This window comes from Mesorhizobium subarcticum (assembly GCF_055456085.1).
Genome location: NZ_JBVBEG010000002.1, coordinates 498,350 through 523,504, shown reverse-complemented (window position 1 = coordinate 523,504; position 25,155 = coordinate 498,350). Strand labels below are relative to the sequence as shown.

Sequence of the window (25,155 nt, the reverse complement as noted above, 5' to 3'; positions counted from 1 at the left end):
AATGCGAAGGACCGTCGATCAGAAACAGCATCAATCCCGGATCCGGCCGATGTTCCTTCACATTACGGCCACCTTGCGATTAAGCGGTATCCTGCAAGTGGATGGCTACTCGGCCTATACCAACCTGGTCAAGGCACGGGCCAAAGCCGGCAGCAATGAAACAATCCGGCTCGCCGGGTGCTGGGCTCACCTGCGGCGCAAATTCTACGACCTGCACATCAGCGGGGTCTCGCAGGCCGCGACGGATTCGATCATCGCCATGACGGAATTGTGGAAGGTCGAGGACGAGGTTCGCGGCAAGGATGCCGGAAGCCGCGCCGCGCTGCGTCAGGAAAAGTCCGTGGCCATTGTCGCGAGCCTCTTCGATCTATGGGAAGCGGAACTGGGCAAGGTCTCCGGAAAATCCAAGACTGCCGAGGCGATCCGCTACGCGCTCACCCGGCGGGAGGCGCTGGAACGCTTTCTGATGGACGGTCGCATCGAAATCGACTCCAATATCGTCGAGCGTGCAATCAGGGCCCAGACAATCACGCGAAAGAATAGTCTATTCGCCGGCAGCCAAGGCGGTGGACGAACCTGGGCGACGGTAGCCACCTTGCTGCAAACCTGCAAAATGAACAGCGTCGATCCGCTCGACTGGCTCTCGCAGACCTTGACCCGCATCGCTCAAGGCTGGCCGGCATCCGAGATCGAAATGCTCATGCCTTGGAACTTTAGGCCTGACGTTATCGGCTGACCGCTTACGATTGAAATGGATTGCGCGCAGATACATTGTGCGTCCTTATTCCACGCATCGTCTTACGTGCTCGGCGCCAGACATGACTGCGCTCAAAACGTCAGCTTGAAGCCGGCGGACACGGTGAAGGCATAGAACTCCATGCCAGCGCCATCCTTGAAGATCGCGCTTTTGGCGCCCCACATTGTGGTATCGCCTTTCTGGCGGAAGTACTTATCGAAATTGCCGGCTAGGAAGAGGCTGGCGCGTTCGGTCATTTGAAAATCGGCCTTGGCGCCGACCGAGATAAAGGGGATGACACCGAAGGCATCTTCAAACAGCCGAGGCTTGCCCGTCCAGTGATGGTCAATATCGTTTGCGTCGATGGTAAGGCCGCCGCGGAGCAGACCCGAGAGCGTCAAATTGCCGAATTTCGTGATCGATTCCGCACCAAGGAAAACGCCCGGATAGCGCTGTTCGTAACTGATGCCAAGTTCGCCGTCCTGGAACTTGCCGCGAGTGTCGCGGAAGCGTATCTCACTATGGACGAACGAACCGCCATAGGCGCTCCACATCACGTTGGTGTACTTGAAGCCGCCATGCAGGTTGATGGCCGTGGCATCGTTGATCACGACGTCTCGGCCTACTGCCATGTCTAGGCTGATGTAGCGGTCAAGGTGAGTGTCGGGGTGGATCGACTGATGCCACCAATCGGCAGCAGCAAAGCTCGGTGCAACCCAATCATCGTCATCAACGGAATATGGTGCAACCCAATCATAGTCTACCATGTGGCTGTTGCCAGAGAAGCCTACCAGGGCGTTGGCTGAAAAGGTCCAGCGGTTCATGACGTCAGCCTTGAAGCCGGCCGTCAGAACCGGCGCGTTGGTTTGCCAGATCAATTTGCTGATACGATTGCCCCCGTCGTAGACAAGCTCGTTGGCCTTGAGCCACGTGTAGCCAATGCCACCAAGAAACACGGCGCTCTTGTCGGGCGCTGAATAGATGGTCGAATGCGCCGCCATGGTGATGGTCGACCACGTGCAGAACGTGCCGAAAGCAAGAATTGCAAATGATGATATGCAGCGATTCATGGGGCAGCCTCCTCGGGATAGCCGTTGGTGATCTTCCGTTGAACGCCGGCGGCTCTCAGCGCCCGTTCGCAGGCGTTGTTTGTCGCGTCGACCATTCCTGGGCATTGGTGCAAAGACGTTGGACTCCGATGCGATGTCCAGGACGGCTTTGGTCATTGCCCTTTGTCTGGTGCGCTGCCTTGATCTGGATCAGTTTTAGGGCGAACGGCGTGGTTAAATTTCGGCTCGCAACCCGTTGTGGAAGTTCGCCCGCCTCGGTCGACTCACCCCCTAAGCAGGCCGTGGCTGGGAATTGTATTGGCGTCGTCGATATCGGCAGCGGCGCGAATGACCACGCCACCCAGCTCGATCTCCACCGACGCAGATGCTGTCGGCGTGACTTCGACAAAGCCGAGCCGTATCCAGCTGCGGCCTGACCGCAGCGCTCTTGATCGCCTCGCGCCGCCAGCCGAACAGCTGCGAGCTCGCCAGTTCAGCCTGGCGCGCGATCGCCGACACGTTCGCACCCGGCTTCAGAGACTCTTCAACCAGCCGTGCCTTCGCTCCGCCGACCAGCGCCGCCGCGGGCGCTGCGGACTTGCGTCCAGCCGGTTCGCAACCGCCTCAAGGACATGGAAGCTTCTATCATCAGGCATAGGCGCAGACATAGAAATTGACACTGCAAGCTCCTCAGCTCCTTCAGTGTCATCATCTCTCGCCCATCATCTCATGTCGCGCCAGATGGGGTGAGCTTCACGCTTACGCTTCTTCAGAAGTCGCGTCAGCAGGCGCTTGGCGGCCTTGCTGTTGCGACGCGTCTGGACAATCTCGTCGAGCACATATCCGTCCTGATCAACCGCTCTCCACAACCAGCACTTCTGACCGTTGATGCGCACCGCGACTTCATCCAGATGCCAGACATCATCTTTCGTCGGCGACTTGCGGCGTATGCGGCGCGCATAATCAGGGCCGTGCTTTCGGCACCATCGGCGGATGGTCTCGTAGGAAACGACGATCCCGCGATCGAGCAGCATTTCCTCGACATCGCGCAGGCTCAGATTGAAGCGGAAGTAGAGCCAGACAGCACGGGCCACGATTTCGATCGGATAGCGGTGGTTCTTGTAGGTCGGTGCACTCACGGTCATGGGCGCGCTGCTACCTCAATTTCCTTACCCCTCAATCAATGTGACACCACCGAGCACCCTCCTCCCCTCGCGGGATATATGGGTCAGAGACACTTGCACAGCGATTTGCAAGATAGTTTATTGACTCAATGAATCTGAAGAGGAGTGATTCATGGGAACCAGCAATCAACTTTTGCTTCGAGCACCTATCGCGGCGTCGACGGCTGCGACCTGGGCCAGACCGCGAGGCGGGAAAGCAGACGTGGTCTTGTGGCGTTGTCGCCATGACATGGCTCGTAACCGCCACCTTGAAAAAATGGGGTTGTCTGCTCGCCGATCCGGAAAGACGAGGGCGTTGTGCAACCAGCAAAATGGCCGACGTCGCCGGCGAGAGGCTGAAAGCAGGCGTAGCCGTCACCCTCCCCGATGATCTCGATCGTGGCATCCCCCTCTACGCCCAGATCGAGCGTCAGGCTCGCAAAACCCATCGCGGCATTTGGGCCAGCACCTTCCAGATGCCTTGGCTTCACCGGAAATTCTCACCTTTAAACCCATGACCCCCGAGCACGATATGCGTTCTTTTCGTCACATCCTCCACCTCGTCGCATCCGCGGCCTTGCTCGCCGGTTGCGCCGAGCGAGTGCCGGATGCTTCACATTCGGCTGGCCCCGTTTCGGCTACGGACTCCTATTGGAAGCCTGATCGGGTCAGTCGCAGCCGGCAAGAATATGCGCCAGACTGGGGGCGCTTCCCGCCGATCATTACCCGGCCAGCCGGCTACCCAACCGAAGCTCAGGCGAATAACGCCTTGCGCCGCTCGCATTGGAGCTCCGTGCCTGTGCGTACGCTCATCACCAAGGAAGGCATCAAGACGATCTCCGTCCCCGCGGAAGCCCCGGACACGATCGCTGCAGGCGTTCGCGTCTTTGCCTGCCGGCCAGGGGCGCTCAACGGCTATACTGGCCGCGTGCAACTTTACGACGGCCCCGTCGTGGCCTGCGGTTCCGACCTCCTGTCTGCCGATGGTCGCGTGCTCGCCCGAGTACCCCTCAATTTCTATTACTGGCAGAAGGCTTGGCGCGTCCAAGACCCGAGGCCGTCCTACAAGTCTGTCCCGTGGGCTTACCAGGAACCCTCGCCGCCCAAGAGCAAGGGCTGGTTCGGCGACCGCTACTAAGCGGCGGCCGTCGCACTGCCGCGTGTCGGCTGGCCAGATGCGCACAGAAGCCGACGGCCAAACCAACGGCGCCGGCGTCGGAAAGATTGTCCGCGGGCATATGAGAGGTACGCTGCGAGCGGCTTTTACGACGCTCCGGATGTGTCGTCACGCAGCGTGCCAATTCACCACCGCGTCTCTTCGTGCAAATCCCAGTTCGAAGATTGCGACGACCGTCTTCGGCGACTTCGAGCGTATTGCATGTGGTCGCGCCAGCAGTCATGGCGACCTTCACGCATGGAGGCCGCATCGCTCACCTCCGGCCGAATCCCTATGCGAGACCGATCCTGTCGTTCGGCCAAAGCGTTTCGCAAGGCTTTAGTTCAATCTCTTTCCTGGCGAAATCAGTGTCAGTGCATGGCATTGCTGACGGTCAGCGAGGGGAACTTTTCCAGCGTCTGCTCAATGAATGGAAGATACGGTTCAATGATTGAGGCTCTCTGCAGCGGCTTGTGCCGGGGCAATCCCGCCTGGGCCAGAACGCGATGCACCGTCGTGTGATGGACATGCAATTGCCTGGCGATGGTGCCGCAGCGCCACTTCTCGGCGTGATACAGGCGCAGGATCTGCGCTTCCAGTTCGGGGCTGATGGTCATGATGCGGGCTCTCCGTCTGCGTAGTCAGCTTCACGGGCATAACGAGCCCCCCGGCGACGCACGAAGCCGGTGCGAACGAACGGCGACAGTCGACAGTCGCAGCGCCGACAGCACGGCGTGGGCATGACCGATGTCGTCGCCCGCCCGACGACGTCAGCAAAAGCAGCGACGACATCGTTCGAGGGACTGACCAGTAGTGAACCGGCAGGAGATGCAGGTGGAGAATGATGCGTCACTTTATTGTGCCGAGCCCGATATCGTCGGGCCCGGACCGCATGAGCCAGGCGTCCACGGCGGCTGCGCTGATAACGTCGCCCCGCCTCGCGCACACTCTCGCGGCGGGCAGCACGGGCGCAGACCTCCCCGCAGTAGCGCTGTCCCCGGTCGCAGCTGCGGCAGATCGTTACCTGCGAACGGCAGTGGCCGCACAGAAAGAAGCGGCCCGTGAGCATCCGCGACGGTCCTTTCGGAGCGCCGCTGGGAGTTCGGGGAAAAGGTCGACGGAATGCGCTGACAATGCGATAATGCAGGTCGCGCACCGTCAGTGGAGCGTGACACCGAGCCCGGACTTGCCAGTTGAGATCGGTGCTACGCCGGATTGCTTCTGCGGCGCTGATTACCCGCAGATACCACAAGGCAGGCGCATGGCGGGGTACGTCGAAAGCCGCCTCAGGGCGCCTGGAGACGTGCCCCGCGTCTACCGCCTTCTCAACCTCACGTGATCAGCACCGCGCCGCAAAGGCGGCCGCCCGCTACAGCGCTAGTTGAAGAGCGCGCGGGCGACCGCCTTTGCTCTTTCCAGCGCTTCAGCTCGTGTCGTCGTTTGTCAGCGGGTTTCGACCGTCTTCGACATGCAGGCGAATGCCGCCTTCGCGTCTGCAGGCTCAACGCCGCTTCCCGGGATGATCAACCCGATCGAGAGGATGGCGCCGACGCACCAGGCCAGCGGCACGATCCGCATAGCACGCCTGACATAGAAGGCGGAGGCCGCCTCGAGCGCACCGCGCTCGAGGCGCAGGCTTCGCAATGAGCGTTCCACCACCAGGCCGGAAATCACAAAGAACAGGTCGACCCCGACGCTCCATGCCGGCGCAAACAGCAGAGCGGCGGCCGTCCCGCCTTCTCCGAAGACCGGCCCGACATGCGACAGCACCACCAGCCCGATCGCCAGGCCTCGCAATTCATCCAGCCCCGATAGGCGAGCTTCTTGTCCCATCTAAATATCACGCTCGACAATTACTGATACATTGATTTAATCATAGGGCACAGAAGCGAGGCAAGGAATGCACGAACGCCTGACATTTCTCGCAGTCGCGGCTGCCCTTACATTGGCGCCTCACGCTTCGGCTCAGTCGCTCACGCATGATCCGAACGCCTGGCGCGCCGTCGCCTATGCCGATCTCGAGCTCCCGAACTCGGAAGCGGTGCCCTACGCCTCCCTATGGGCCGACCGACTGAAGAAGAACAACGACGCCTACGTGGCCAAAGGCGATACGCGCTTTGCGGTCGCCAACGCGCCGGCTTCCGAGAGTCACATCGTCGTTCGCAGCCCGACCAAAACCGTCGTCCTCTCGGTCCTGCACACGCTCACCGGCTGCTCGCCGATCCGCACCGATCCTGTCGGCAATGCCACGCTGAAACGATGTCCCATGCGCTTGGCGATCTACCAAAACGGCCGATCCACGGTCGCTGACGCTGGCTCCGGCTGTTACATCGAATATGGCGCGCAACCGAATAACGTCCGCCCCAACCTCGCTCGGAATGGCGCGATGGGTGCATATGATGTTCAGGCCAAAAGCATTCGCGCCGGCATCGTATTCCAAGGTGAAATCGCCCAGGAATGCCAATTCCGGGTCCCTGTCCCGCAACCCTAAAGGAAGCAGCCCACGCCGTTGTGTTTCGGCAACCTCGATATCCCCAAGGAGCGCAATCATGATCGACATTGAGAACCTGACGTTATTCAGGACACCAACCTGCCACCGGCCATCGCCAACGGATCAATGCTTCCCTGACGGCGCGCGATGCGCGGCCTTGACCGCGGCTCCTGCCGGCGGCCACGGCGGGATGATGTTCCGGAGATCTGCCATGGCCAGCCGGACAATCTTCGCGACTCTAGCCGTCTTGATCTCGCCGGCAATCGCGCAAGCACTTGATCCGCTCAACGCTCCGCAGGGATCATATGTAGCGTCCACGCACACATGTGCCGATCTCGACCAAGGCGTCGGTGCTCTCGAACTTGCCGAGTTCGACGGCGACGCAATCACCGTCGGCGCAAGCACCTGCAAGATAGCAGGCACCCGTCATGCAGACGATGCGTTCCAAGCCTCATGTACAGAGCGTGGCAGCAACTCCCCGGTCATCACGCCGATGAAGATTACGCGCCCATCCAGCGATGCGCTCTCCATCAATGGCACCATCTATAATTTCTGCCCGGGGAAGTAAGATGCTGCGTCCTCTGCCAATACTCCTCTCCGCGCTCCTGGTCGTCGGACAAGCGCCTGTTGCGCAAGCGAATTCCTTTGACCAGGATGCAAATTCTTGCGACCTCCATGACAACACGACCTTGCGTTCCCTTTGTAAGAACGGAGCGGGTCTGCCGAGCTATCCATCCACGCAAGAGATGATGGAGCGCAACCCGAACATCGCCAATATGATTGTAGACGCCGCCACCAAGTATGGCGTTGATCCCAAGCTCGCTCTTGCCGTGTCCGCTCACGAAGGGGCGATGTCAGCATGTGCCGGCTCCTTCAGTGGCGTTCTTGGACCGATGCAGCTTACGGGGGCGACCGGCCGGGCCTACGGAATGGATCGGGGCATCTTGTCCGAAAACATTGAAGGCGGCGTAATGACGCTTCGCGATGCCGTCAAATCGTGCGGCGGCACGTCAAGTATTCGCTGCCTCGCCGATCGTTACAACGGCAGCACTGAAAGTCAGCGCCGTAACTGGACGAACGACGTAAACCGCCGCTATGCCGCCCTCAATTCGGCCGGCCAATCCATTCCTCAGGGATGCGGCGCGCAAGCCGTCTGCCAAATGGGACCAGGCGACTTTCCAACGCCCAATGGTGGTGACACAAAACTCGCTTCATCCGCTCCCGGTCCCGCCGGCAGCGACATCAACGTTGCCCCTGGTCAGGTGTGACCCCGCCTTCCCGTTGAGGGCCATGCCGTCGGCCGCCGCCTTCAATGGGAGAGATTTCGCGACGAGAGCTTTCCAAATCCCCGTTTCAGATGGCTCGCCAGCTCCTGGCGCACATCATCAGGCCATTGCTCCATCACAACGCAGTTCACTTCGGCCGCAACCAGCGACCAGTACAGCAGATCCGCGTATCGTCCTTCGAACAGAGCCGCCACGATGAACTGTCCGATCACCAACGTGATCGTCTCGGGCTTGCCTTTCTTCCGCAGAAATTCCGAAACCTCTTCCACCCATGGTTTCGGGTGGCAATCGACGAACGCCGCCGCTTCCCTATAGAGCGCGTCGTCTCCTGCGACTTGCCAGATATTCGCCTGCATCGTGAACCCTTCAGAAAAATGATGCTATTGCATAGACGCTGGCGGATTTTCTGATGCGAGTCAAAGAAATATAAAATATATTTTCTGCCTATCGTAGCAAATGAATCTACGCTGGTAGTTTAGAAGCTTCTACTTTTCTTGTGTGCTACTGGCTTGTCCTGCGTCCCTTTTTGGCCGGAGGCAGCCGCTTCTTCTCGGAGGTTGCCCCAGCGGGGCTGGCTGCCTCTTTCAAAGAAGGTACACCACTGAACTCCGTCATCGAGCGCTTCACAGCACGCGTGGCCTCGATATGCCGCGCAATCTCGTTGAAGTTGAAGCCGAACGTCTCGATGTCCCGCTTGACGCTGTCGTCGTCACCAGTCCGACCAATGAGCGCCCACACCGGAACCTTCAGGTGCCGTGCCAGCCGCTCCAGGGTGACGAATGTCGGGTTCCCCTTCCCCGTCCGCAACTGGTAGAGCGTGCCGCGCGATAGCCCCGTAGCGTCGGCAAAACTCGCATAGTCCGGGTACTCGTTCTCGATTTGGCGAAGTCGCAGCGCGAGCAGGATCGAAAGCCAACCATCGCTGTCTTCTGTCTTGTTTTTAAATATCGGCACAGCTGCCCCCCTGCTTATCGGTCGGAATATGACGGCCATTTTTTGCAGAATGTCTAGTGCTCAGGGCTTGTAGCCGAAACGATAACTCATTGCCCTATTAAAGTGTCTCGGCATCCTCCCCATACTCCCGCAAAGTGACGGCGTACAGCTTTTGACCCGTCAAATCGTCCCAGATGCGCGATAGCATTTGACGATCTGCATGCCCTGTTGAAAATGAATAATTAAATGAATCCGGTTTGGATGTCCTGAGTCCAATGCATTTCTCGTGTGCCACCTCATCCGGAGGGACAACCCTGATCTGTGCCCTTGCGGCAGGCAGGCCCTGCAATCGTTGCCCGATACCACTTCGAATGACCTGGTTCAGGTCGGTCGGAAGCGAGACCTCGACGCCGGTGGTTCTGGCGATTACACTCAAGACGGGGCCGCAGGGCTTGGCCCCGGAACCAATCTCTATCCCTGTTCGAGATGGAACGGCGCCGGATAATACTCTGAAGCCGATACCGCCAAAAACGGCACCATGCCCCCAGCCGTCGAAAAACGCTTGATCCATGAGGGGCCATCCTATCTCCAATGATCATTATAATGACGATCAATCTGTGATATTATAATGATCAACATCGAAATAGGAGGCTCTCTGTCATGTTCATGAGGTTCGCGTTCGCAATTTTCGCCGGCGGCGTGCTCGCTTTCTTCGCCCTGCCCGATCAGGAAGCCAGCCTTCGCATGCTCAGCTTTTCCACTGCTTTCTTGATCCTGTCCCTCGCCGCCGTCTGTGTCATCGAGTTTCGAACCCGCAGTATCGAACGTTATCGTCTTCGGTCGTCGTTACAACCGTCGCGCTGTGATGACGATCTTCCTTTGCATGACGCTGCAAAGGTTGAGCGCTCCGCCTGGTCAACGTCGGGCGTCAACCCCAAGGATTCGAAACTGGCCTGGCAGTACCGCGTCAACGATCAGCGCCCTGGCCGCTTCAAACTCTAACAGGCTCTCCGTGCCAGGATCTGCTCAATCACGCACACTTCCGTCAGGTCTGCGATCTCCTGATACGGTAGCCCCAAATGATGAGGCTTGCGCAAGGCAGCGTCCCGAATTCCCAAAAGGCGGAGACCGAGACGCCCAGGAACGCCGCCAATGTGCCGATCGTCTGAAGGTCGGGTTGCGCGCCCGCGCGCAGTCATAAGGGGTTCCTGCGCAGACACCACCATGCTGCGGTTCGCGCGCAAATGGTTCTCCTACGACCGAGACTGAACCCGGGCTGCTGGAAGCTCTGGAAGAGTTGGTGCAGTCGGCGATCCGCGGCGATCCTGAGGCAGCGCTGCGGTGGGTCAGCAGGAGCCAGCGCCACCTCGCCGGCGCGCTGGCTGAACGCGGTTTCACCGCCAGCCAGAAGCTGGTCGGTCGGTTGCTGCGCCGGCTTGGCTTCAGCCTTCAGGGCAACAGGAAGACGCGAGAAGGTGCTTGGCATCCTGACCGCGATCGGCAGTTTGAACGTAAGCGCTCATTTCCATGCGCGTTGACGCGGCCCGTTTGACCGGGGTCGCTGTCGGCCAGTTGCATCGGATCAAGTAGCGGCGGTTTTGGCGAAGTTGAATGGCAAGAGATCGGTGATGTCGGCATTGTCCGCGCGCTGCGGCAATTCCGTGAGGACGTGGCGCAAATAGGCCAAGGGCTCGATGCCGCAAGCTCGGCATGTCAGCATGAGGCTGTAGACGACGGCACTGGCCCTGGCTCCGTCCACAGTGTCGCTGAACAGCCAACTCTTTCTTCCAGTGGCAAAAATCCTGATGTCGCGCTCAAGCAGGTTGTTGTCGATCGGCATCCTGCCGTCTTCGGTGTAGCGCGTCAGGTACTCCCACTGGTTCAGGGTGTAGGACACGGCGTCGCCGATCTTGCTGTCGGGCAGGACCTTCGGGGCTATGTCGTCGAGCCATGCCTTGAGAGCGTTCATGATGGGGACGCTGTGTTGCTGGCGGAAACGGCGGATGCATTGATGTCGCGTTTCGCCCTTGTCCGGCTTTTCGTTGCGCGTCTGGCTTTCAATCCGGTAGAGCTGTTCGAAGAACTTCAGCGCCTGCTCCGGCGGGCCGCCGCCTTTCTTTCTGGTCTTCAGTGCATCGACGAAGCGACGTCTGGCATGGGCCATGCACCCCAGATGGGTCGCTCCTGCCAGCGTGCGCCAGGCGGTATAGCCATCGCTCATCAGGATGCCGCGGTAATCACCGAGGAAGGCCTGCGGATAGATCTGGCCGCGGCCGGGCTGATAGTCGAGCAGCACGATCGGTTCGTCGCTGTCCTCTCCACTCCGATACGCCCACATGAAGGATGTGCTGGTGGCTTCCCTGTCCTTTTCCTTCAGGACCTGGACCGTCGTCTCGTCACCATGGATGAGCGGTTGTGACCGAAGCCGCAGCTTCAGTGCGTCATAGATGCGGGAGAGATGCTTCTCGCTCGATCCGATCACCCAATGCCCCAGAGCGCCGCGGCTGACGGGCACGCCGGCTCGCTCGAATGCCTGGCTCAAGCGGTAGAGCGGCGTGCCATCGACATATTTGTGGACGAGCGCGAAGGCCAGCGTCGAGGCCGTGGCGATGCTGCCCGGCAAGGGCTGCGCGGGCATCGGGGCAATGACAACAGGCGTATTGATGCCGGTCCGGTCGCAATGGCGGCATGCATACTTGAACCGCACATTCTGCAGGACCTTCGCCTTCACCTCGATATGGAGCTGCTCGGTGACGGCCTCACCCATGCGATGCATCTGGTGGCGGCAGCAAGGACAGGCCTTCTGACCGTCGGCAAGGTCATACTCGACGCGCTCGCGCGGCAGGTGTTCCGGCAGAGGCTTGCGGCCACGCTTCTTTCCCTCCGGCTTTTCGGTGGACGGAAAGCCGGTGTCCGGCAGGTCGACGACATTGCCATCTTCGCTGCTGGCGTCGTCTTCATCGGCAATCTGTTCGGCTTCATTGAAGAGGCGATCAACGTGCTTTTCGCTCTTCGGCGCAAAACGATGCAGCCGCGCTAGCGCCAACTCTTCCTCGAGCTTGGCCACGCGTTCTGCGAGCTGGCGGTTCTGCGCCTGCAGCGCAGCAATGCGCGCCATCAACTCCTCAACAGTCGGTTCGCCAGGTCGATTCATCGTAGTTTTGAATCTGAACCGCACCGACGCGTCAACCGCACAATTCGGGAGCCGTCAGCCCGCAACCTGATATTGCCGCACCGGATGGCGCACCATTGCATCGATGTCGATGCCGTCGAGAATCCAATGGAGCTGCTCGGTCGTCAGCGTAACCACCGCCGTCTCCCGGCGTGGCCATCGGAACCTGTCTTCGGTCAGCCGCTTTAGAACCAGCATGAAGCCGGACCGGTCAAAGAACAAGAGTTTCATCCGGTCGCGACGGCGATTGCAAAAGGCAAAGACCGCAGGCGCAAACGGGTCGAGCTCCATCACCTCCTGAACCAGGACCGCAAGGCTGTTGATGCCGGCGCGGAAGTCGATCGGTTCGCGATGCAGGTAGACTGTCAGGTCAGCGCCCAGTCTGAACATGACCCAGTGCTCCGATGATCGCCGTCAATGCATCCACATCACCGCATTCCAGCGTCAACTTCACGCCGTTCGGCAAAGACGCGCTCACCTTGGCTGGGAGTGGCGACGACTTCGACAGCCGCTCTTCACCACGCGTGGCAGGCCTCTCTACCGAATTGCCCTGCATAGGCAGGCTGTACTCCGCGGCGACGCTGACTTGAACTGGAATGAACGCCGACGGCGCAGGTGGCGGCAAAGCAACGGCGTCTTTGGTCGTCTTTATCCACTTCCGAAGAAGGTTGGCATTGATCCCATGTTCAAGCGCAAGTCGCGATACCGACACGCCAGGCTCAAGGCAGGCCGCAACGAGCCGCTCTTTTGACGCCGCGTCGTACCGCCGGCGGCCGTTACGCAAAATTCGCCTCACCAGCAGTTTCTGTTCATCGTCCTCAATCACGTGGTGTCCACCTCCAAAGTGGACACTTCATGCCAAAACACGCTCAATGGAAAAAGGTGCAGAGAAATTCGCGCTTTCTGTGGAAGCGCGAACTTCAGACCTTCGCCAACGAAACCGGATTGGCCATTTCTGTCGCCCACCACCCACCCGGTACGAGCAAGTGGAACCGTATCGAGCATCGCCTCTTTGCCTTCATCACGCAGAACTGGCGCGGCAAGCCGCTGATCAGCCACGAGGTCATCGTCCAACTGATCGGAGCGACGACGACGGACAAAGGCCTCGATGTGCAATGCTGCCTCGACGAAAACGCGTATCCCAAAGCGATCAAGGTCTCCGACGCCGAAATGGCCGCCATCAACCTTGCCCGCGACGACTTTCACGCCGAGTGGAACTATACGATCTCACCACTGCCATGCACATCGATTGACCATGGATCTTCGGCTCCCAGCGCAAACCGCGCGCTCTAGCAGGCTGTTGAAGAAGGATCACGTTTGGCCTTGAGGATAGCCTCGTCGCCGTTCTGATAGGCGAAGGTGATGTCGATCGAGCCGTCGCCGGTAACTTCGTCCATCTCATCGAAGCCGGCCCATGTGAAGAAGACCATTGACGGCCCGTACCCGAGATCGAGGCCGGCTAGCAGGGCGCCAAAGGCGATCTCACCGTGGTTGTCGGCCCCAATGGTGACCGTGGCGGGTCCGCCGAGGTCGAGATAGCCGCGATCCCACAGGTCAGCTTCGATGATCCGCCAGCGGCCGATCAGTTGACAGCCCGCGGGCGCGGTCATGTCGGCACCGCCAGCAGCTTCGGCAACCGCACGAGATTGTAGGCGGCGGCGTTGAAGGTGAAGGCCCATCCGACGCGGTCGCGGCCACGCAACTTCGTCTTCGCCTGTCCGGCGACCGTCTTGATCCACCCGAACGCCTCTTCAATGCGCTTGCGAATACGCTGACTGACAGCATAGCCGCCATGCCGCGTCGTGCGCCCGTCGATCGCCGAACTCCGGCCGCTGGTGTTCTGCGCCACATGCGGCGTCACCTTCATCGAACGCAGCTCATTGATGAAGTCTTGCGCGTCATAGGCCTTGTCGGCACCGAGTGTGATCGCCTGTGGCCGCTCCGCTCGCGGTTCGATCATGTGCAGTGCGGCCACCCGCTCAGCATGCCCGTCGGCAAACGTCAGGCAGGCGTCGACCAGAAGGCCATGGCGGTTCTCCATCAGCCCATGCCCCATGAAGCAGAGCTTCGCCTCCTTGCCCCGCCCTTTGCGATAGAGCCGGGCATCCGGATCGGTGGTCGAGGCATGTGTGTCGTTGGATCGCTTGTGGCCATGGAAGTCCGCTTCCGCGTTTCGCCCGCCCCCTTCAGCCGGCGGCTCGCCATGACCACCGCTTGGGCCGTCCTTCGGTTTGACGCTCTTCATCGATGCCCACGCCTCGATCAGTGTGCCGTCGACCGAGAAGTGATCCGTCGACAGAAGCTTCTTCACCTTGGGTTGCGCCAGCACTGCCGCCAGGAACTTTGCAGCGATGTCGCCCTCCAGCAGCCGGTCACGGTTCTTGGAGAACACCGAATGATCCCAGGCCGCATCGTCGACGCCAATCCCGACGAACGAAGGTCGTATTCCAGCCGCTCCATCAACAGCCGCTCCGAGCGGATCGAGTAGAACGCCTGCAGCAGCATCGCACGCAGCAGCTTCTCCGGTGGGATCGACGGCCGCCCAATCGGCGAGTACAGCGCCGCAAACTCCCGCTCCAACGCCGAAAGCGCCTCATTCACAATCGCCCGAATACGGCGCAACGGATGATCGCGCCGCACCCGAGCCTCGAGGTCCACATAGCTGAACAGTTCGCCCGTCTGTCCGTCACCGCCCCGCACGATTCACTCCCACCTCTTCGTGGTCAGAGTGAATCACGAACCTGAGACTGTCGCGAGCCCTTTTTCAACAGCCTGCTAGGGTTCTCCTCAGCCCATGGACCTCAAAGACAGCAATCGCCATCTTACAATCAAGAGCACAAGATGATCGATGATCCTGAGAAAACCGATCTCCTCATCTCCAAGCTGAAGGATTTGTTACCGATCGACGCAGCCATCACCAAAGATCTTCAGCGTATCCTCGCAGCAAAATCGCCCGAGATCCCAATTCCCGCAAGGTGTCAGGTGGTCGACGTGCTGAATCTCGGCGACGAGGGCGGCGTTGCCTGTTGCCTCGACATCGGCGGTGACGACGCGGCGGCTGTCCATATCGTCTCCATCACCCACCTCCTCTTCGATCGCCGCTTTCCGCTGTTCCGCGACATCGATACCTACCAACGCCGGCGCATCAAAAAACTCAAGCGGCAGCGCGGCCGCGGATTCTGACGCCATCAATCGCGGCGCGTCGATCCAAATTCCTCCCGCTTACCGGTCATCACATGAAGCGTTTGTTCCGCGCCGAGCCCTTAGTCCTGGCCCTTGAAACGCCCCGGCTATTTCGCCGGTAATGTTCAACGCGCTATTAAATCATTCTATTGATTCGATAGCGGCTTGGCGGCATTATCAGGCCCATGACAAAGGTGTCGTGGCCAAGCGCTGCGCAGGTATATCACGCTTTAGGAGGGCTCCCGGCGCGCGGGAGCTACTTGTGCCGTTGCCCAGTACCAAGTCACGGGCAAGGGAAAGGCGACCGCCATCCCTCCCTCTCTGTTCGTGACGGGGATTATCGTCTTATGCTCTACTGCTTTGCAGGCTGCGATCCCGTCGACATCGAGACCGCCATTGCGGACCTGGATTTGTCGAATCGCGCGGCCGAGCCTCTGCGTCGTGTTCGTCCGGCGGCGGCCAAAACCACGGCAGCGGACGCGCGCGCGCTCTGGTCGAGAGCGATTGCGCTCGCCGGGACGCACGGCGAAGCTTATCTTGCCTCTCGCCGTCTGCCGGCGACGTTGCCAACTTTGCGCTATCTGCCGGATTATCGGTTGGGAAAGAACCGCTTTCCCGCGCTGGTGGCTGCTCTGCAGGCCCCAGACCGTTCGATCTGTTCGGTGCAGCTCACCCTCTTGCACCCGACACGGCCAGAAAAGGCGGCGCTAGACGAGCCGCGCCGCATCATCGGCCCGAGCCGGGGCTTTGCCTTGCGGCTCGCCCCAGCGGCCGACGTCCTTGGTATTGCCGAAGGCTATGAGACCGGCCATGCCGTAATGCTGCGATACGGCCTGCCCGTCTGGTGCTCACTGGGAGCACCACGTTTGCCATTTCTTCAGCTGCCCGAATGCGTACAGCGGATCGTCGTTTTCGCCGATCCGGACAAGCCCGGCCTCAGCGCGGCCGAACGCGTTCGCGAAGCCAACCCTGAGCGCCAGGTCCTCATTCACAGACCGCCCGACGACCGGGATTTCGCGAAGCTGTGGGAGGACGATCCGACGCCCGAGACCCTACCTTGGATCTTCTGCTGCGCGAAACACTCGGCGCAGACACCTGAACCTGTCGGCGGGCCAGCTTGCCATAAACTTTGATCACAAATTTGGCACCACTTGTTCTGGCGAAGGGTGCCTTCGAGCATCGAGAACCTGCACCAGGTGCGCGCCTATCTCTACTCGACACCCATGCCTTGGCTTCAGAAGACCGGGCCGAAGTCTTCCGTCAGAGGATACTGTCGACCACTCGGTGAACTGCTCTAATGAGACCTGTGCGCGGGTGTCTAGACTGGCGTGTTGATGTGTGATTCTCTCAATCAGTACAATGGATTGGGGGATGCGATGTCACGTCGGCACATTGGTCAGGAAAAGTTTGGTTTTGTCGTTGATCGCGGCCAGCATTCGTCTTTGGATGCGCTTGCCAGACTGATTGACTGGGTGCCGATCGATCAGGCCCTTTGTGTGATTTCCTGCTCTTCGAAGGGCGAGCCTGCCTGGCCGCCAGAGGCGTTGTTCAAGGCGATGCTGCTGTCGATCTGGTACGACTTGTCCGACGTCAAGCTTGCCGAGGCGTTGGACGACAGAGGATCGTTCCGACGGTTCTGCGGGTTTTCGGCTCAAGAGCAGACACCTGAGCGAACGGCTTTCGTGCGTTTTCGAAAGGCTCTTGTGGCCCATGGTCTGGACAAGACGCTGTTCGACGAGATCACCGGCCAGCTCAAGGCCAAAGCGATTCAGGTGAAGACCGGCACGCTTGTCGATGCGACGATCATCGCCTCGGCCAGCGAGGATGACGAAGAGGGCCATTGGGTCAAGCATAAGGGCCGACCAGCGGTTCATGGCTTCAAGGCCCATGTCGGTGCCGACGCCGATATCAGCTCTGGTCGAGGAGATCGCCGTCACACCCGCCAACATCAACGACGGCAAGGCCGGTCCCGATGCTCTGCCTGACAATCCCGGCCAGGTGTTTGCCGATAGCGCCTATCGGCCCGTTACTGGACTGGATTCGGCCTGCGTGAAAAGGCCCAGGCAACAGACCGCGACATCGACTTCTGGGTAAGCATCCTCGAGCGGGACGGCCGCCTGGCCAAGGGCAAGCTGAAAGCCGCTGACATCCTTTACCGCCCGGGCGAAACCAAGACCAATTGAGCAGGGAACCGAGCGCGATGGGCACAACAACAAGGGGCGGCGAGGTCACTATACGCGACCTCGCCAAATCCTTCACCCTCGGCGGGCGCCAGCTCCCCGTGCTGAGGGCACTCAACCTCGATATCCGCTCCGGTGAATGCCTGGTCATTGTCGGTGCCAGCGGCTCCGGCAAGACCACGCTGCTGCGCATCCTTGCCGGGCTGGAGGCCGCCGACAGCGGCGCTGTCGCAATCGACGGCAAGCCGGTGCATGGCGTCGGCGCCGAGCGCGCGGTGATCTTCCAGGAACCGCGCCTGCTGCCCTGGCTGACCGTACTCGGCAATGTCGCCTTCGGCCTCGAAGTGCGCGGCGTGCCCAAGCAGGAGGCCGAGGAACGGGCCCGCTTCTACATCGCGCTCGTCGGCCTCGCCGAATTCGCCGATGCCTGGCCCAGGCAGCTTTCCGGCGGCATGGCGCAGCGCGTCGGCATCGCCCGGGCGCTGACCGTGCAACCCGAGATCCTGCTGCTCGACGAACCACTGGGCGCACTCGACGCCATGACCAAGATCGGCATGCAGGAGGAACTGGCGCGCATCTGGAGCGAGGAGAACGTCACCATTGTCATGGTCACCCATGATCTGGAAGAGGCGATCTATCTTGCCGACAGGGTGCTGATCCTGCCCGGGGAGAAAGGCGGCGCGGCGCGGTTGATCGACGTCGACCTGCCCCGCCCACGCGAGCGCAGCGAAAGCCGCTTCGTGCGCTACCGTGAAGAGTTGCTACGCGAGTTCGGCCTGCACTAGCGGAAGCGAACGGATCGGCACGACGCATGAAACGGCAATACTGCAATGCTTTGAGCCATATGCGATAGCTCTGGAGTAGTTGGGGACAGAAAGCCCTCCCCTTACGCGCCAAACAGCCGCCGGTCCCAGTAGACGGGCTGATGGAGACTCGTGTGGATCCTTGAAAACTCCGGATGAGCTGGATTGATCAGCACATTGCTATCGAGACGCGCCACGACGCTCGGCACCAGCAGGATGACACTGCGCCGTTCTAAACACCAGGTTTCGCCAAATCCCTTGCTTACCGTCGCCGGCATCGTGTCCCAGCCGGGCAGTGACGGCTGCGAAAAAACCTCGTAGCTCAGTCCGCGCGGAATTGTGATTTCGATGTAGTGCTGGTTGGGCGGCAGTCGGCCACTGCCATGCACCAGCTTTTCCAGGAGGGCGGTCGAATAGTGCTCGCTGGTGTAGATGATAGGACTTCCGGACGTATTCCATCGCCCTGGTGCGACTGTCGAGCCTGTCGCGTCGAAGATCGGGTAGGTGCCGGCCGGATCGCCGACGCGAAAGGACAATAGGGTGCGATCGAGAGTCTGCGCCGTCACGCAGCACTGCCGTACTTCAGACCTCCGAGGATATCGACCACCATTTCGGCGCCGAACTCGCTGAGGATGACGATATCGATCGGTCGCTTGTCCTCAATCATCGGATGCGGCCGAAACAAGAAACCGCGTGCTTCCTCTTCGTTCTGCCAGACATCGACAGCAAGCCCCCAGACGCGCGCCACACGGGCCAATCGTGTGCCCTCATCCGACGACAGGCGATGCGCCGTCTTGCGCCGCTCGTAGGTTGCTTTGGGGATCAGCCGATATTTGAACTGAGCATCTCCCGGGGCAACGAGATGGGCAACGCGCTCGACCACCCCAATGGGAAGTCCATTCTCGATCCGGGAGATCAGTCCGAATGGCGACCGCGCCGCCACCTCCTTAGCAGGCAGCCCCAACACGTCGGCTACATTTCCGAACGCCAGCATTCCACTCTCCATTTCATGTGAGGCACAATATAGCCTCACATGATGCGCCTTGCAAGCGTCTGCATTCGCCTTCGCCATAGCTCCAGCCCGCGATGGCCGGCACTATCTTGTCACGGGCTGGCGGTTAGCGCGTACCGATCCGATCACCCTACGATCCTTGCTGTCACGCGTTAGCCTTTGGCGCCCGCCAGCAGCATCAGTCCCACCGACACCTCCCCTGCGTAGCCTTCGAATAGCGCAGAGGCGGCGAGTGCGAACCGCCTTGGTCGCGAATAATTGACACCAGGAAAAACGCGTTTCCGCCAGCGCTGAACAAGGAAGCCCGGAAGAAAGAATGGCCGGGCTCGGATACGGCCCGGCCAAAAGAAGGGTAAAGCCTTCAGGGAGGAAACACCGTCCGGTGGAATGGGAGGAAACCATCGAACGATTTTACCTGTTTGATCCTATTTCAACGCCTTGGCGACGAATAGGATTCCAAAGATCATATAAAACGGCACAAATTCGTGCGCCACATTACAGAACGGTCGCAAGCGCGCGGTTCCGGTCTGGAGAGGTCACCATAGTTGGTGTGGCATGATGACAATCCGATCCTCGACATAGACTGTTTCATCGATGGCGCGCATGAAGAGCACGCGGTCATGTCCTCGTGCCGGAAGCTACGCCATCCCGGCGGATCACGCCGCGGACGGCTACATCGCCGCCACAGCCGCTGCTTGCAGTTCTATGGTCGCCCACCTGAAACATCAGCCTATTCGAGTCTACTGGGTTAACCACTGTCAATCCATGGGAAGCATCGTTGAACCCAATGGGTTGAACGAAACATCGGTTCAATGATTTAATCATAAGGCGAACGATCTAAAGTCGGATGGCACCTTATGAGTGACTTTGCTGTTCTGGGTCGCACGGTTGGCCCCCAGCACCCGGAAATTCAGACGCTCTTGCGTCAGGCGCGGGACCAGCAGGCCGCGTCTTGTGTTTGTGTCGCCATCCCGGAGTGCCGATGTACATTGCCGCTGTCGGCGAGGAATTGATCGTCAATGCCGAACACCGGCAAGGACCATGCGGTAGACTGTGATCGCTATGAACTGCCCCTTGCCCTGTCGGGAAAGGCGGAGGTCCTGGGTCAAGCGATCATTGAGGATCCTGCATCGGAGGCCGCGCGGCTGAAGCTGGCCTTTGCACTGACACAAGGCAAGGCGCGGCAGGGGTCATCCGGCGAGGGGACTTCGCACCACACTGTGAAAGCCGATCCGAAGAAGCTCACGCTGCGAGGCTTGCTTGACTATCTCTGGGAAGAGGCGGAGCTGACATTAATGGCGCCCGGCTTTGTGGGAAAAAGAAATTGGGGGTTGGTCCGGAAATTTCTTTGGGGCGCGGCCGATGCAAAGTCGAGCCAGAAGTTCCAGTTGCGCGAGCTGCTGTTTATGCCGGCAGTGTACTCGCCTGAACAAAAGGATCGCCTGGCAGCGGATCGGGAGCGGGCTTTCGCGGCGGCAGCTAAGGCGAAGCACAAGAAGATCGTGATCGGAATTGTGAAATCGCTGGATCCCGCCCGGTTCGGTGGCAAGCTGTCGATCAAGCATATGCCCGACGCGCCGCTTTTCCTGGATGAGAAAATGTTCAATGCAGTGCCGAAGCGCTTTGCAGCTGAATTAGACCTGTGGCGACTGCACGAAAATTCGCACCTGATCACCATCGCAACGGTCATGCAGATGCCGTCCGGCATTCTGTCGATCGACGAAATCGGCTTTATGAACGTGACGGAAAATTGGATTGATCGGGATAGGGGGACGCCTCGCGACGCCGCCCCTCCCACACCACCGGGCATACGGGTCCGTACCACGGCGGTTCGATCGGATTAAGCTTGGGCAGAGACATGGAGTCGAGGGAGACCGAGAGACTCGAAGTAATGGTTGCGCAGGGCCTGTTGGACCGCCGGGTGTCCTGACATGCGCCAGAATCCCGTCGGTGAACCGGCGGCAACCGCAGCTCCGAACTTTGGTACGCCATGACGGCGCAGTTCCTTGAAGCGGTTGTGCCCGTTCACCCATTGCCGCCAGAGATACATGCGTAGTCTTCGGCGGATCCACGCTTCCAAGTTCGTAAGCACCCGTGGGGTCTGGCAGAAGCCGAAGTAACCGCGCCATCCGATGAGGTATGGCTTCAGCTCGTTGATCAACTGCGGCAGACTGATCCCCCGTGTCCGGCGTGTCATGTCCCGGATCAGCGTCTGGAATTTGTCGAGGGCCTTCGGCGCAATGCGCCGCTCGCTCCCGTCATTAGAGATGCTGAACCCCAGGAACTTCCGCTCCTCCGGTCGCGCCACCGCGCTCTTCGCCTCGTTGACCTTCAGCCGGAGCTTCTTGGTCAGGAACCGGCTTACAGAAGCCATGACCCGTTCGCCGGCGCGGTGGCTGCGAACATAGATGTTGCAGTCGTCCGCGTAACGGCAGAAGCGGTGACCACGTCGGGCCAGTTCCTTGTCGAGGTCGTCGAGCAGGAGGTTGCTTAGGATGGGCGAGAGCGGACCGCCTTGCGGGGTCCCTTCGTCCACCGGACGGACCAGGCCATCCTCCATCACCCCGGCATTGAGGAATGCTCGGATGAGTTTGAGCACACGCTTGTCGGACACCCTCGCGGCAACGCGCGCCATCAGGCTATCATGATTAACCCGGTCGAAGAATCTTTCGAGGTCGAGGTCAACCACGTAGCTGTAACCCTCGGCAATGTAGCATTGCGCTTGGGCTACTGCCTGATGGGCAGAGCGTCCCGGGCGGAAGCCGTAGCTGTGATCCGAGAACGTCGGGTCCCACTGCTCTTGGAGGACCTGCAGCAGGGCTTGCTGGATCAGTCTGTCGACGACGCAAGGTACGCCGAGTTTTCTGACCCCGCCGTCCGGCTTGGGGATTTCAACCCGCTTGACCGACTGCGGCTGATAAGTTCCCCCGAGCAATCGAGACCGAATGCTTGGCCAGTGCTCACGCAGGTAGCCCTTGGCGTCGTCGATGGTCATCCCATCCACGCCTGGACCGCCCTTGTTGCTTCGAACGCGTTTCCACGCTGTTTCCAAATTCTCTCGGCTACATACCGTCTCCATTAGCTGTTCTGTCCAAGCAGGGCTTTCGGGTGCCGACTTCGCCACGAGTGGTTCGGCCCCTTGGTAACCGCTAACAGGGGCTTCACCCCGGTCCCTCGGTTCCAAGGCCAATGAATACTGGGTCGTCTGCCGCTTTCCACTCATGAGTTGCCAGTCCTACTTGCCACTTCCAATCGTTCGGGCCTTCGGTCATCGTTTCCGGCTCGGCCTATCCGTTTGCTCCGCCTTTCGGCCTTGGAGTGCCTCACTAGCCTTGCCGACAGCATCACCTACTACGCCCTCTGCTGACTCCTGCATCACGGTCAGGTCACCTTGCGGTTCCCTCAGTTCCGAAGTCGGAACATGACGCAGGCCTCCCCAGGTAAGTTCAATCGCCTTCCCCGCGCACCTGCCGGATCTACAGCCCTGCCCCTTGATGGATATGGACTTCGCGACACGTTGCCCGCTCGTCCGGCCAGGGATGCCTCACATCCGGTTTCTGTTCGTCAGGTCGCGGTTTTGCTCCACGCTTCCTTCAGACACCACCTCGCGGTGATGCCCTTGCGCTTTGCTAAGCCTTCACCTCCATCAGGTTGGCTAGGGGACTTTCACCCCCAAGCGGTTGAACATGCTGGGCACACAACTAAGCCGCTAGTCGCGGCAATTGGTGCCCGCTTTGAGAGACGCCTCCTGTCTGAGAGGATTTGGGTGTTGCAAACCCATCCTTCAGACAGGAGATCCAGATGGCTGAGATGAGCCCTCTGCGTCGCCGGATGATCGAGGACATGACAGTCCGCAATCTATCTCCGGCCACGCAGCAATCCTACCTTTATGCAGTCGCAAAGTTTAGCCGCTATTTTGGCCGATCGCCCGCTCGGCTAGGCCTTGACGATATCCATGCCTTCCAGGTTCACCTCGTGTCGAAGGGCATTTCCTGGTCGGGATTGAACCAGATCGTCTGTGCACTCCGGTTCCTCTATGGCGTAACGCTCGGCCAGGATACAATCCCGGAGCATATTCCGTATGCGCGCGAGCCTCGCCGGTTGCCGGTTGTTCTTTCCAACGACGAGGTCGTCGAATTTCTTCAAGCTGTCTCCAGCTTGAAGGCGCGGGTGGCTCTGACAACAGCTTATGCCGCCGGTCTCAGGGTCTCGGAGGTCTGTGGTCTTCGCGCCAACGATATCGACAGCTCAAGGATGGTGATCCACATCACGCGTGGCAAAGGCGGCAAAGCTCGCTACGTCATGCTGTCGCCGGAACTGCTCGGGATCCTGCGCAGCTATTGGCGCTTGGCGCGGCCCAAGGACATTCTGTTTCCTGGGCGCGATCCTGACAAGCCGATCGAGCCGTGGGTGCTGCATTCCGCCTGCCGTTCGGCGGTTACGGCGGCGGGTCTTTCCAAGCACGTCACCGTCCATACGCTGCGGCATTCCTTTGCCACTCACCTGCTCGAGAACGGGACCGATATCCGCATCATCCAGGTCCTGCTCGGCCACGCCCACCTCTCGACAACAGCGCGCTATACGCAGGTCTCCACTGACACGATCCGGTCGACGGCCAGTCCGCTCGATCGATTACGACTGGAGGTGACTCCGCCGGAATCGTAATCGGTTGCGCCCCACCTTCGAAGTCGCCGACATCTTTCGACGACATGGGAGCTCCTACAGGCGTAACCACGCCGTCCATCTTGGCCGCGGCGAACGACGCGTCATGGGTGCGATCGAAGCCTGCCGGACACCCAGGCTCGGCGGCCACGTCGATGCCTGCGATGATTGCGGCAGGACCCGCATCTCCTATAATTCCTGCCGCAATCGCCATTGCCCGAAGTGTCAAGGCGCGGCCCGCAAGGAGTGGGTCGATGGACGCGTCGCCGACCTGTTGCCGGTCCCGTACTTTCATGTGGTCTTCACGCTACCACCTGGCATCGCCGAGATCGCCTTTCACAACAAGGCGGTCGTCTATGCATTGCTGATGCGGATCGCAGCCCAGACGCTGCAGGCCGTTGCCGCCGACCCCAAGCGGCTGGGCGCCGAGATCGGCATCGTCGCCGTGCTTCACACCTGGGGCCAGGCCATGACCCATCATCCCCATGTCCATTGCGTCGTGCCCGGCGGCGGTCTCTCGCCCGGCAGGTCAAGATGGGTCGCTTGCCGGCCGGGCTTCTTTCTGCCCGTGCGCGTGCTGTCGCGCCTGTTTCGGCGGCTCTTTCTGACTGCCCTTGCCGACGTCTTCGCTCACGGTGAACTCCGCTTCTCCAACGAACTCAGCCATCTCAACGACGACGAGGCGTTCACCCGCCATCTCGCGCGTGCTCGCCGCGTCGAATGGGTTGTTTATTCGAAGCCACCGTTCGGCGGCCCTGACCAGGTGCTCGCCTATCTCGGCCGTTACACCCATCGTGTTGCCATCGCCAACAGCCGCATCGTCGAGGTCGATGACGGCCATGTTGCCTTCAGATGGAAGGATTACCGTGGCAATGGTCGGGACCGCGAGAAGATCATGCGCCTTGACTCGCGCGAGTTCATCCGGCGCTTTCTTCTTCACGTGCTTCCCGCCGGCTTCCACCGCATGCGTCACTTCGGCTTTCTCGCCAATAGCCACCGACGGGATCGGATCGGTCTCTGCAGGCAGCTCCTCGACCAGCCATCACCAGCAGGCGGGCAGCAGCAGACCGGCAAATCACAGCACAGGCAGTCCTACGAATGCCCTGACTGCCGGCGTCCCATGCACAGGACAGGGATCACTGTTGCGCCTGTTTCGCCGCCCCGGCCATCATCTTTCTGGTGCGATACATCATGAACTCCGACAATCCGCACCCCCTCCGATATGCCCGCAAAACCAAGCGCCCCGCCTGCGCGCGACACCGCTTGGCCCTGGTCACACCGAAAGACCGACAGTGTGCATTGAGAGCGCAAAAATCGCCACCGATCGCC

General features: G+C 60.2%; 29 protein-coding genes and 3 pseudogenes. 16 read left to right on the top strand and 16 right to left on the bottom strand.

Annotation, left to right across the window (positions count from 1 at the left end; all coding sequences use genetic code 11):
• Position 1 precedes the first annotated feature (1 nt).
• On the top strand, positions 2 to 736 hold the full coding sequence (gene tnpC / locus ACZYHG_RS34455; protein ID WP_464614922.1) for an IS66 family transposase: 735 nt from the start codon (positions 2 to 4) through the stop codon (positions 734 to 736).
• A 92-nt stretch (positions 737 to 828) separates the two neighbouring features.
• On the opposite strand, the gene ACZYHG_RS34450 is transcribed toward tnpC (ACZYHG_RS34455), so the two are convergent.
• The 3 genes from ACZYHG_RS34450 to ACZYHG_RS34440 all read right to left on the bottom strand — a co-directional run bounded on the left by ACZYHG_RS34450 (position 829) and on the right by ACZYHG_RS34440 (position 2,930).
• Positions 829 to 1,806, bottom strand: coding sequence for an omptin family outer membrane protease (locus ACZYHG_RS34450; protein ID WP_258580769.1), 978 nt, complete (start codon positions 1,804 to 1,806; stop codon positions 829 to 831).
• A gap of 270 nt (positions 1,807 to 2,076) precedes the next feature.
• A complete protein-coding gene (locus ACZYHG_RS34445; RefSeq protein ID WP_464615358.1) occupies positions 2,077 to 2,337 on the bottom strand; it encodes a transposase in 261 nt (86 codons plus the stop codon).
• Positions 2,338 to 2,507: 170 nt separating this feature from the next.
• The gene (locus ACZYHG_RS34440; protein ID WP_416361678.1) at positions 2,508 to 2,930 is read right to left on the bottom strand and encodes an IS6 family transposase; all 423 of its coding nucleotides are present in this window, start codon (positions 2,928 to 2,930) and stop codon (positions 2,508 to 2,510) included.
• 263 nt (positions 2,931 to 3,193) lie between these two features.
• On the opposite strand from ACZYHG_RS34440, the gene ACZYHG_RS34435 reads away from it, so the two are divergent.
• Together ACZYHG_RS34435 and ACZYHG_RS34430 are read left to right on the top strand one after the other, a co-directional pair.
• Positions 3,194 to 3,466: a hypothetical protein gene (locus ACZYHG_RS34435; protein ID WP_464614921.1), complete on the top strand. Its 273-nt coding sequence runs from the start codon at positions 3,194 to 3,196 to the stop codon at positions 3,464 to 3,466.
• A gap of 281 nt (positions 3,467 to 3,747) precedes the next feature.
• Positions 3,748 to 4,086 (top strand): hypothetical protein, encoded by a 339-nt coding sequence (locus ACZYHG_RS34430; RefSeq protein WP_258580767.1) that lies wholly within the window; start codon positions 3,748 to 3,750, stop codon positions 4,084 to 4,086.
• Positions 4,087 to 4,475: 389 nt separating this feature from the next.
• Here ACZYHG_RS34430 and ACZYHG_RS34425 read toward each other — a convergent pair whose 3' ends face one another.
• Positions 4,476 to 4,721: a hypothetical protein gene (locus ACZYHG_RS34425; RefSeq protein ID WP_464614920.1), complete on the bottom strand. Its 246-nt coding sequence runs from the start codon at positions 4,719 to 4,721 to the stop codon at positions 4,476 to 4,478.
• Between the two features lie 826 nt (positions 4,722 to 5,547).
• Complete coding sequence (locus ACZYHG_RS34420) at positions 5,548 to 5,937, bottom strand: acyltransferase family protein (RefSeq protein ID WP_464614919.1); 390 nt, start codon at positions 5,935 to 5,937, stop codon at positions 5,548 to 5,550.
• Positions 5,938 to 6,145: 208 nt separating this feature from the next.
• On the opposite strand from ACZYHG_RS34420, the gene ACZYHG_RS34415 reads away from it, so the two are divergent.
• The 3 genes from ACZYHG_RS34415 to ACZYHG_RS34405 are packed head-to-tail and all read left to right on the top strand — an operon-like array spanning position 6,146 to position 7,863.
• Positions 6,146 to 6,595 carry a hypothetical protein gene (locus tag ACZYHG_RS34415; protein WP_464614918.1) on the top strand — a complete coding sequence of 150 codons (450 nt, stop codon included), beginning with the start codon at positions 6,146 to 6,148 and terminating at the stop codon, positions 6,593 to 6,595.
• Positions 6,596 to 6,653: 58 nt separating this feature from the next.
• Positions 6,654 to 7,163 carry a hypothetical protein gene (locus ACZYHG_RS34410; protein ID WP_464614917.1) on the top strand — a complete coding sequence of 170 codons (510 nt, stop codon included), beginning with the start codon at positions 6,654 to 6,656 and terminating at the stop codon, positions 7,161 to 7,163.
• A 1-nt stretch (position 7,164) separates the two neighbouring features.
• Entirely contained in the window at positions 7,165 to 7,863 is a 699-nt protein-coding gene (locus ACZYHG_RS34405) for a transglycosylase SLT domain-containing protein (protein WP_464614916.1), read from the top strand.
• 41 nt (positions 7,864 to 7,904) lie between these two features.
• Here ACZYHG_RS34405 and ACZYHG_RS34400 read toward each other — a convergent pair whose 3' ends face one another.
• From ACZYHG_RS34400 to ACZYHG_RS34390, 3 genes are all read right to left on the bottom strand, one after another.
• A complete protein-coding gene (locus ACZYHG_RS34400; protein WP_258580762.1) occupies positions 7,905 to 8,237 on the bottom strand; it encodes a hypothetical protein in 333 nt (110 codons plus the stop codon).
• 145 nt (positions 8,238 to 8,382) lie between these two features.
• The gene (locus ACZYHG_RS34395) at positions 8,383 to 8,835 is read right to left on the bottom strand and encodes a helix-turn-helix domain-containing protein (protein ID WP_258580761.1); all 453 of its coding nucleotides are present in this window, start codon (positions 8,833 to 8,835) and stop codon (positions 8,383 to 8,385) included.
• Positions 8,836 to 8,932: 97 nt separating this feature from the next.
• Entirely contained in the window at positions 8,933 to 9,385 is a 453-nt protein-coding gene (locus tag ACZYHG_RS34390; RefSeq protein ID WP_464614915.1) for a hypothetical protein, read from the bottom strand.
• An 89-nt stretch (positions 9,386 to 9,474) separates the two neighbouring features.
• Here ACZYHG_RS34390 and ACZYHG_RS34385 point away from each other — a divergent pair, with 89 nt between their 5' ends.
• Both ACZYHG_RS34385 and ACZYHG_RS34380 read left to right on the top strand, forming a co-directional pair.
• Positions 9,475 to 9,816, top strand: coding sequence for a hypothetical protein (locus tag ACZYHG_RS34385; RefSeq protein ID WP_258580759.1), 342 nt, complete (start codon positions 9,475 to 9,477; stop codon positions 9,814 to 9,816).
• Positions 9,817 to 10,066: 250 nt separating this feature from the next.
• Positions 10,067 to 10,324, top strand: a pseudogene (locus ACZYHG_RS34380) (ISAzo13-like element transposase-related protein); the annotation flags it as partial.
• Between the two features lie 72 nt (positions 10,325 to 10,396).
• Here the strand turns inward: ACZYHG_RS34380 and tnpC (ACZYHG_RS34375) are convergent.
• The 3 genes from tnpC (ACZYHG_RS34375) to tnpA are packed head-to-tail and all read right to left on the bottom strand — an operon-like array spanning position 10,397 to position 12,809.
• The gene (gene tnpC / locus ACZYHG_RS34375) at positions 10,397 to 11,968 is read right to left on the bottom strand and encodes an IS66 family transposase (protein WP_464613071.1); all 1,572 of its coding nucleotides are present in this window, start codon (positions 11,966 to 11,968) and stop codon (positions 10,397 to 10,399) included.
• A gap of 54 nt (positions 11,969 to 12,022) precedes the next feature.
• The gene (gene tnpB, locus ACZYHG_RS34370; protein WP_464613070.1) at positions 12,023 to 12,376 is read right to left on the bottom strand and encodes an IS66 family insertion sequence element accessory protein TnpB; all 354 of its coding nucleotides are present in this window, start codon (positions 12,374 to 12,376) and stop codon (positions 12,023 to 12,025) included.
• Positions 12,357 to 12,809 (bottom strand): IS66-like element accessory protein TnpA, encoded by a 453-nt coding sequence (gene tnpA / locus ACZYHG_RS34365; protein ID WP_464614636.1) that lies wholly within the window; start codon positions 12,807 to 12,809, stop codon positions 12,357 to 12,359. Before tnpA ends, tnpB begins: the two co-directional genes overlap by 20 nt.
• 80 nt (positions 12,810 to 12,889) lie before the next feature.
• Here tnpA and ACZYHG_RS34360 point away from each other — a divergent pair.
• A pseudogene (locus ACZYHG_RS34360) lies at positions 12,890 to 13,279 on the top strand (ISAzo13-like element transposase-related protein); the annotation flags it as partial.
• Here ACZYHG_RS34360 and ACZYHG_RS34355 read toward each other — a convergent pair.
• Positions 13,276 to 13,596, bottom strand: a complete 321-nt coding sequence (locus ACZYHG_RS34355) for a hypothetical protein (RefSeq protein ID WP_464614914.1) — start codon at positions 13,594 to 13,596, stop codon at positions 13,276 to 13,278. The pseudogene ACZYHG_RS34360 and the gene ACZYHG_RS34355 sit on opposite strands and share 4 nt — an antisense overlap.
• Positions 13,593 to 14,686 (bottom strand): annotated as a pseudogene (locus ACZYHG_RS34350) (IS5 family transposase). The gene ACZYHG_RS34355 and the pseudogene ACZYHG_RS34350 overlap by 4 nt, the downstream one beginning before the upstream one ends.
• A 141-nt stretch (positions 14,687 to 14,827) precedes the next feature.
• On the opposite strand from ACZYHG_RS34350, the gene ACZYHG_RS34345 reads away from it, so the two are divergent.
• From ACZYHG_RS34345 to ACZYHG_RS34330, 4 genes are all read left to right on the top strand, one after another.
• Entirely contained in the window at positions 14,828 to 15,169 is a 342-nt protein-coding gene (locus ACZYHG_RS34345) for a hypothetical protein (protein WP_464614913.1), read from the top strand.
• A gap of 347 nt (positions 15,170 to 15,516) precedes the next feature.
• A complete protein-coding gene (locus tag ACZYHG_RS34340) occupies positions 15,517 to 16,302 on the top strand; it encodes a DUF7146 domain-containing protein (protein WP_258580756.1) in 786 nt (261 codons plus the stop codon).
• A 201-nt stretch (positions 16,303 to 16,503) separates the two neighbouring features.
• A complete protein-coding gene (locus tag ACZYHG_RS34335) occupies positions 16,504 to 17,154 on the top strand; it encodes a transposase (RefSeq protein WP_464614912.1) in 651 nt (216 codons plus the stop codon).
• A 215-nt stretch (positions 17,155 to 17,369) separates the two neighbouring features.
• Positions 17,370 to 18,134 (top strand): ABC transporter ATP-binding protein, encoded by a 765-nt coding sequence (locus ACZYHG_RS34330; RefSeq protein WP_464614911.1) that lies wholly within the window; start codon positions 17,370 to 17,372, stop codon positions 18,132 to 18,134.
• 101 nt (positions 18,135 to 18,235) lie between these two features.
• On the opposite strand, the gene ACZYHG_RS34325 is transcribed toward ACZYHG_RS34330, so the two are convergent.
• Positions 18,236 to 18,718, bottom strand: a complete 483-nt coding sequence (locus ACZYHG_RS34325) for an RES family NAD+ phosphorylase (RefSeq protein ID WP_464614910.1) — start codon at positions 18,716 to 18,718, stop codon at positions 18,236 to 18,238.
• Complete coding sequence (locus ACZYHG_RS34320) at positions 18,715 to 19,146, bottom strand: antitoxin Xre-like helix-turn-helix domain-containing protein (protein WP_464615357.1); 432 nt, start codon at positions 19,144 to 19,146, stop codon at positions 18,715 to 18,717. The genes ACZYHG_RS34325 and ACZYHG_RS34320 overlap by 4 nt, the downstream gene beginning before the upstream one ends.
• Before the next feature lie 1,037 nt (positions 19,147 to 20,183).
• Here ACZYHG_RS34320 and ACZYHG_RS34315 point away from each other — a divergent pair.
• Positions 20,184 to 21,008, top strand: coding sequence for a DUF1173 family protein (locus ACZYHG_RS34315; protein ID WP_464614909.1), 825 nt, complete (start codon positions 20,184 to 20,186; stop codon positions 21,006 to 21,008).
• Here ACZYHG_RS34315 and ltrA read toward each other — a convergent pair.
• Positions 21,005 to 22,387 carry a group II intron reverse transcriptase/maturase gene (ltrA, locus tag ACZYHG_RS34310; RefSeq protein WP_464614908.1) on the bottom strand — a complete coding sequence of 461 codons (1,383 nt, stop codon included), beginning with the start codon at positions 22,385 to 22,387 and terminating at the stop codon, positions 21,005 to 21,007. The genes ACZYHG_RS34315 and ltrA overlap by 4 nt on opposite strands.
• 578 nt (positions 22,388 to 22,965) lie before the next feature.
• Between ltrA and ACZYHG_RS34305 the strand changes: the two genes are divergently transcribed.
• Complete coding sequence (locus ACZYHG_RS34305; RefSeq protein ID WP_464614907.1) at positions 22,966 to 23,829, top strand: tyrosine-type recombinase/integrase; 864 nt, start codon at positions 22,966 to 22,968, stop codon at positions 23,827 to 23,829.
• A 4-nt stretch (positions 23,830 to 23,833) separates the two neighbouring features.
• A complete protein-coding gene (locus tag ACZYHG_RS34300; protein ID WP_464614906.1) occupies positions 23,834 to 25,021 on the top strand; it encodes an IS91 family transposase in 1,188 nt (395 codons plus the stop codon).
• The last annotated feature ends 134 nt before the right edge of the window (positions 25,022 to 25,155 follow it).

Coding starts and splice junctions, on each gene's coding strand:
- tnpC (WP_464614922.1), top strand. CDS start 2: ATGCGAAGGACCGTCGATCAGAAACAGCATCAATCCCGGATCCGGCCG.
- ACZYHG_RS34450 (WP_258580769.1), bottom strand. CDS start 1,806: ATGAATCGCTGCATATCATCATTTGCAATTCTTGCTTTCGGCACGTTC.
- ACZYHG_RS34440 (WP_416361678.1), bottom strand. CDS start 2,930: ATGACCGTGAGTGCACCGACCTACAAGAACCACCGCTATCCGATCGAA.
- ACZYHG_RS34435 (WP_464614921.1), top strand. CDS start 3,194: ATGACATGGCTCGTAACCGCCACCTTGAAAAAATGGGGTTGTCTGCTC.
- ACZYHG_RS34425 (WP_464614920.1), bottom strand. CDS start 4,721: ATGACCATCAGCCCCGAACTGGAAGCGCAGATCCTGCGCCTGTATCAC.
- ACZYHG_RS34420 (WP_464614919.1), bottom strand. CDS start 5,937: ATGGGACAAGAAGCTCGCCTATCGGGGCTGGATGAATTGCGAGGCCTG.
- ACZYHG_RS34410 (WP_464614917.1), top strand. CDS start 6,654: ATGATCGACATTGAGAACCTGACGTTATTCAGGACACCAACCTGCCAC.
- ACZYHG_RS34405 (WP_464614916.1), top strand. CDS start 7,165: ATGCTGCGTCCTCTGCCAATACTCCTCTCCGCGCTCCTGGTCGTCGGA.
- ACZYHG_RS34400 (WP_258580762.1), bottom strand. CDS start 8,237: ATGCAGGCGAATATCTGGCAAGTCGCAGGAGACGACGCGCTCTATAGG.
- ACZYHG_RS34390 (WP_464614915.1), bottom strand. CDS start 9,385: ATGGATCAAGCGTTTTTCGACGGCTGGGGGCATGGTGCCGTTTTTGGC.
- ACZYHG_RS34385 (WP_258580759.1), top strand. CDS start 9,475: ATGTTCATGAGGTTCGCGTTCGCAATTTTCGCCGGCGGCGTGCTCGCT.
- tnpC (WP_464613071.1), bottom strand. CDS start 11,968: ATGAATCGACCTGGCGAACCGACTGTTGAGGAGTTGATGGCGCGCATT.
- tnpB (WP_464613070.1), bottom strand. CDS start 12,376: ATGTTCAGACTGGGCGCTGACCTGACAGTCTACCTGCATCGCGAACCG.
- ACZYHG_RS34355 (WP_464614914.1), bottom strand. CDS start 13,596: ATGACCGCGCCCGCGGGCTGTCAACTGATCGGCCGCTGGCGGATCATC.
- ACZYHG_RS34345 (WP_464614913.1), top strand. CDS start 14,828: ATGATCGATGATCCTGAGAAAACCGATCTCCTCATCTCCAAGCTGAAG.
- ACZYHG_RS34340 (WP_258580756.1), top strand. CDS start 15,517: ATGCTCTACTGCTTTGCAGGCTGCGATCCCGTCGACATCGAGACCGCC.
- ACZYHG_RS34335 (WP_464614912.1), top strand. CDS start 16,504: ATGTGTGATTCTCTCAATCAGTACAATGGATTGGGGGATGCGATGTCA.
- ACZYHG_RS34330 (WP_464614911.1), top strand. CDS start 17,370: ATGGGCACAACAACAAGGGGCGGCGAGGTCACTATACGCGACCTCGCC.
- ACZYHG_RS34320 (WP_464615357.1), bottom strand. CDS start 19,146: ATGCTGGCGTTCGGAAATGTAGCCGACGTGTTGGGGCTGCCTGCTAAG.
- ACZYHG_RS34315 (WP_464614909.1), top strand. CDS start 20,184: ATGCCGAACACCGGCAAGGACCATGCGGTAGACTGTGATCGCTATGAA.
- ltrA (WP_464614908.1), bottom strand. CDS start 22,387: ATGAGTGGAAAGCGGCAGACGACCCAGTATTCATTGGCCTTGGAACCG.
- ACZYHG_RS34305 (WP_464614907.1), top strand. CDS start 22,966: ATGGCTGAGATGAGCCCTCTGCGTCGCCGGATGATCGAGGACATGACA.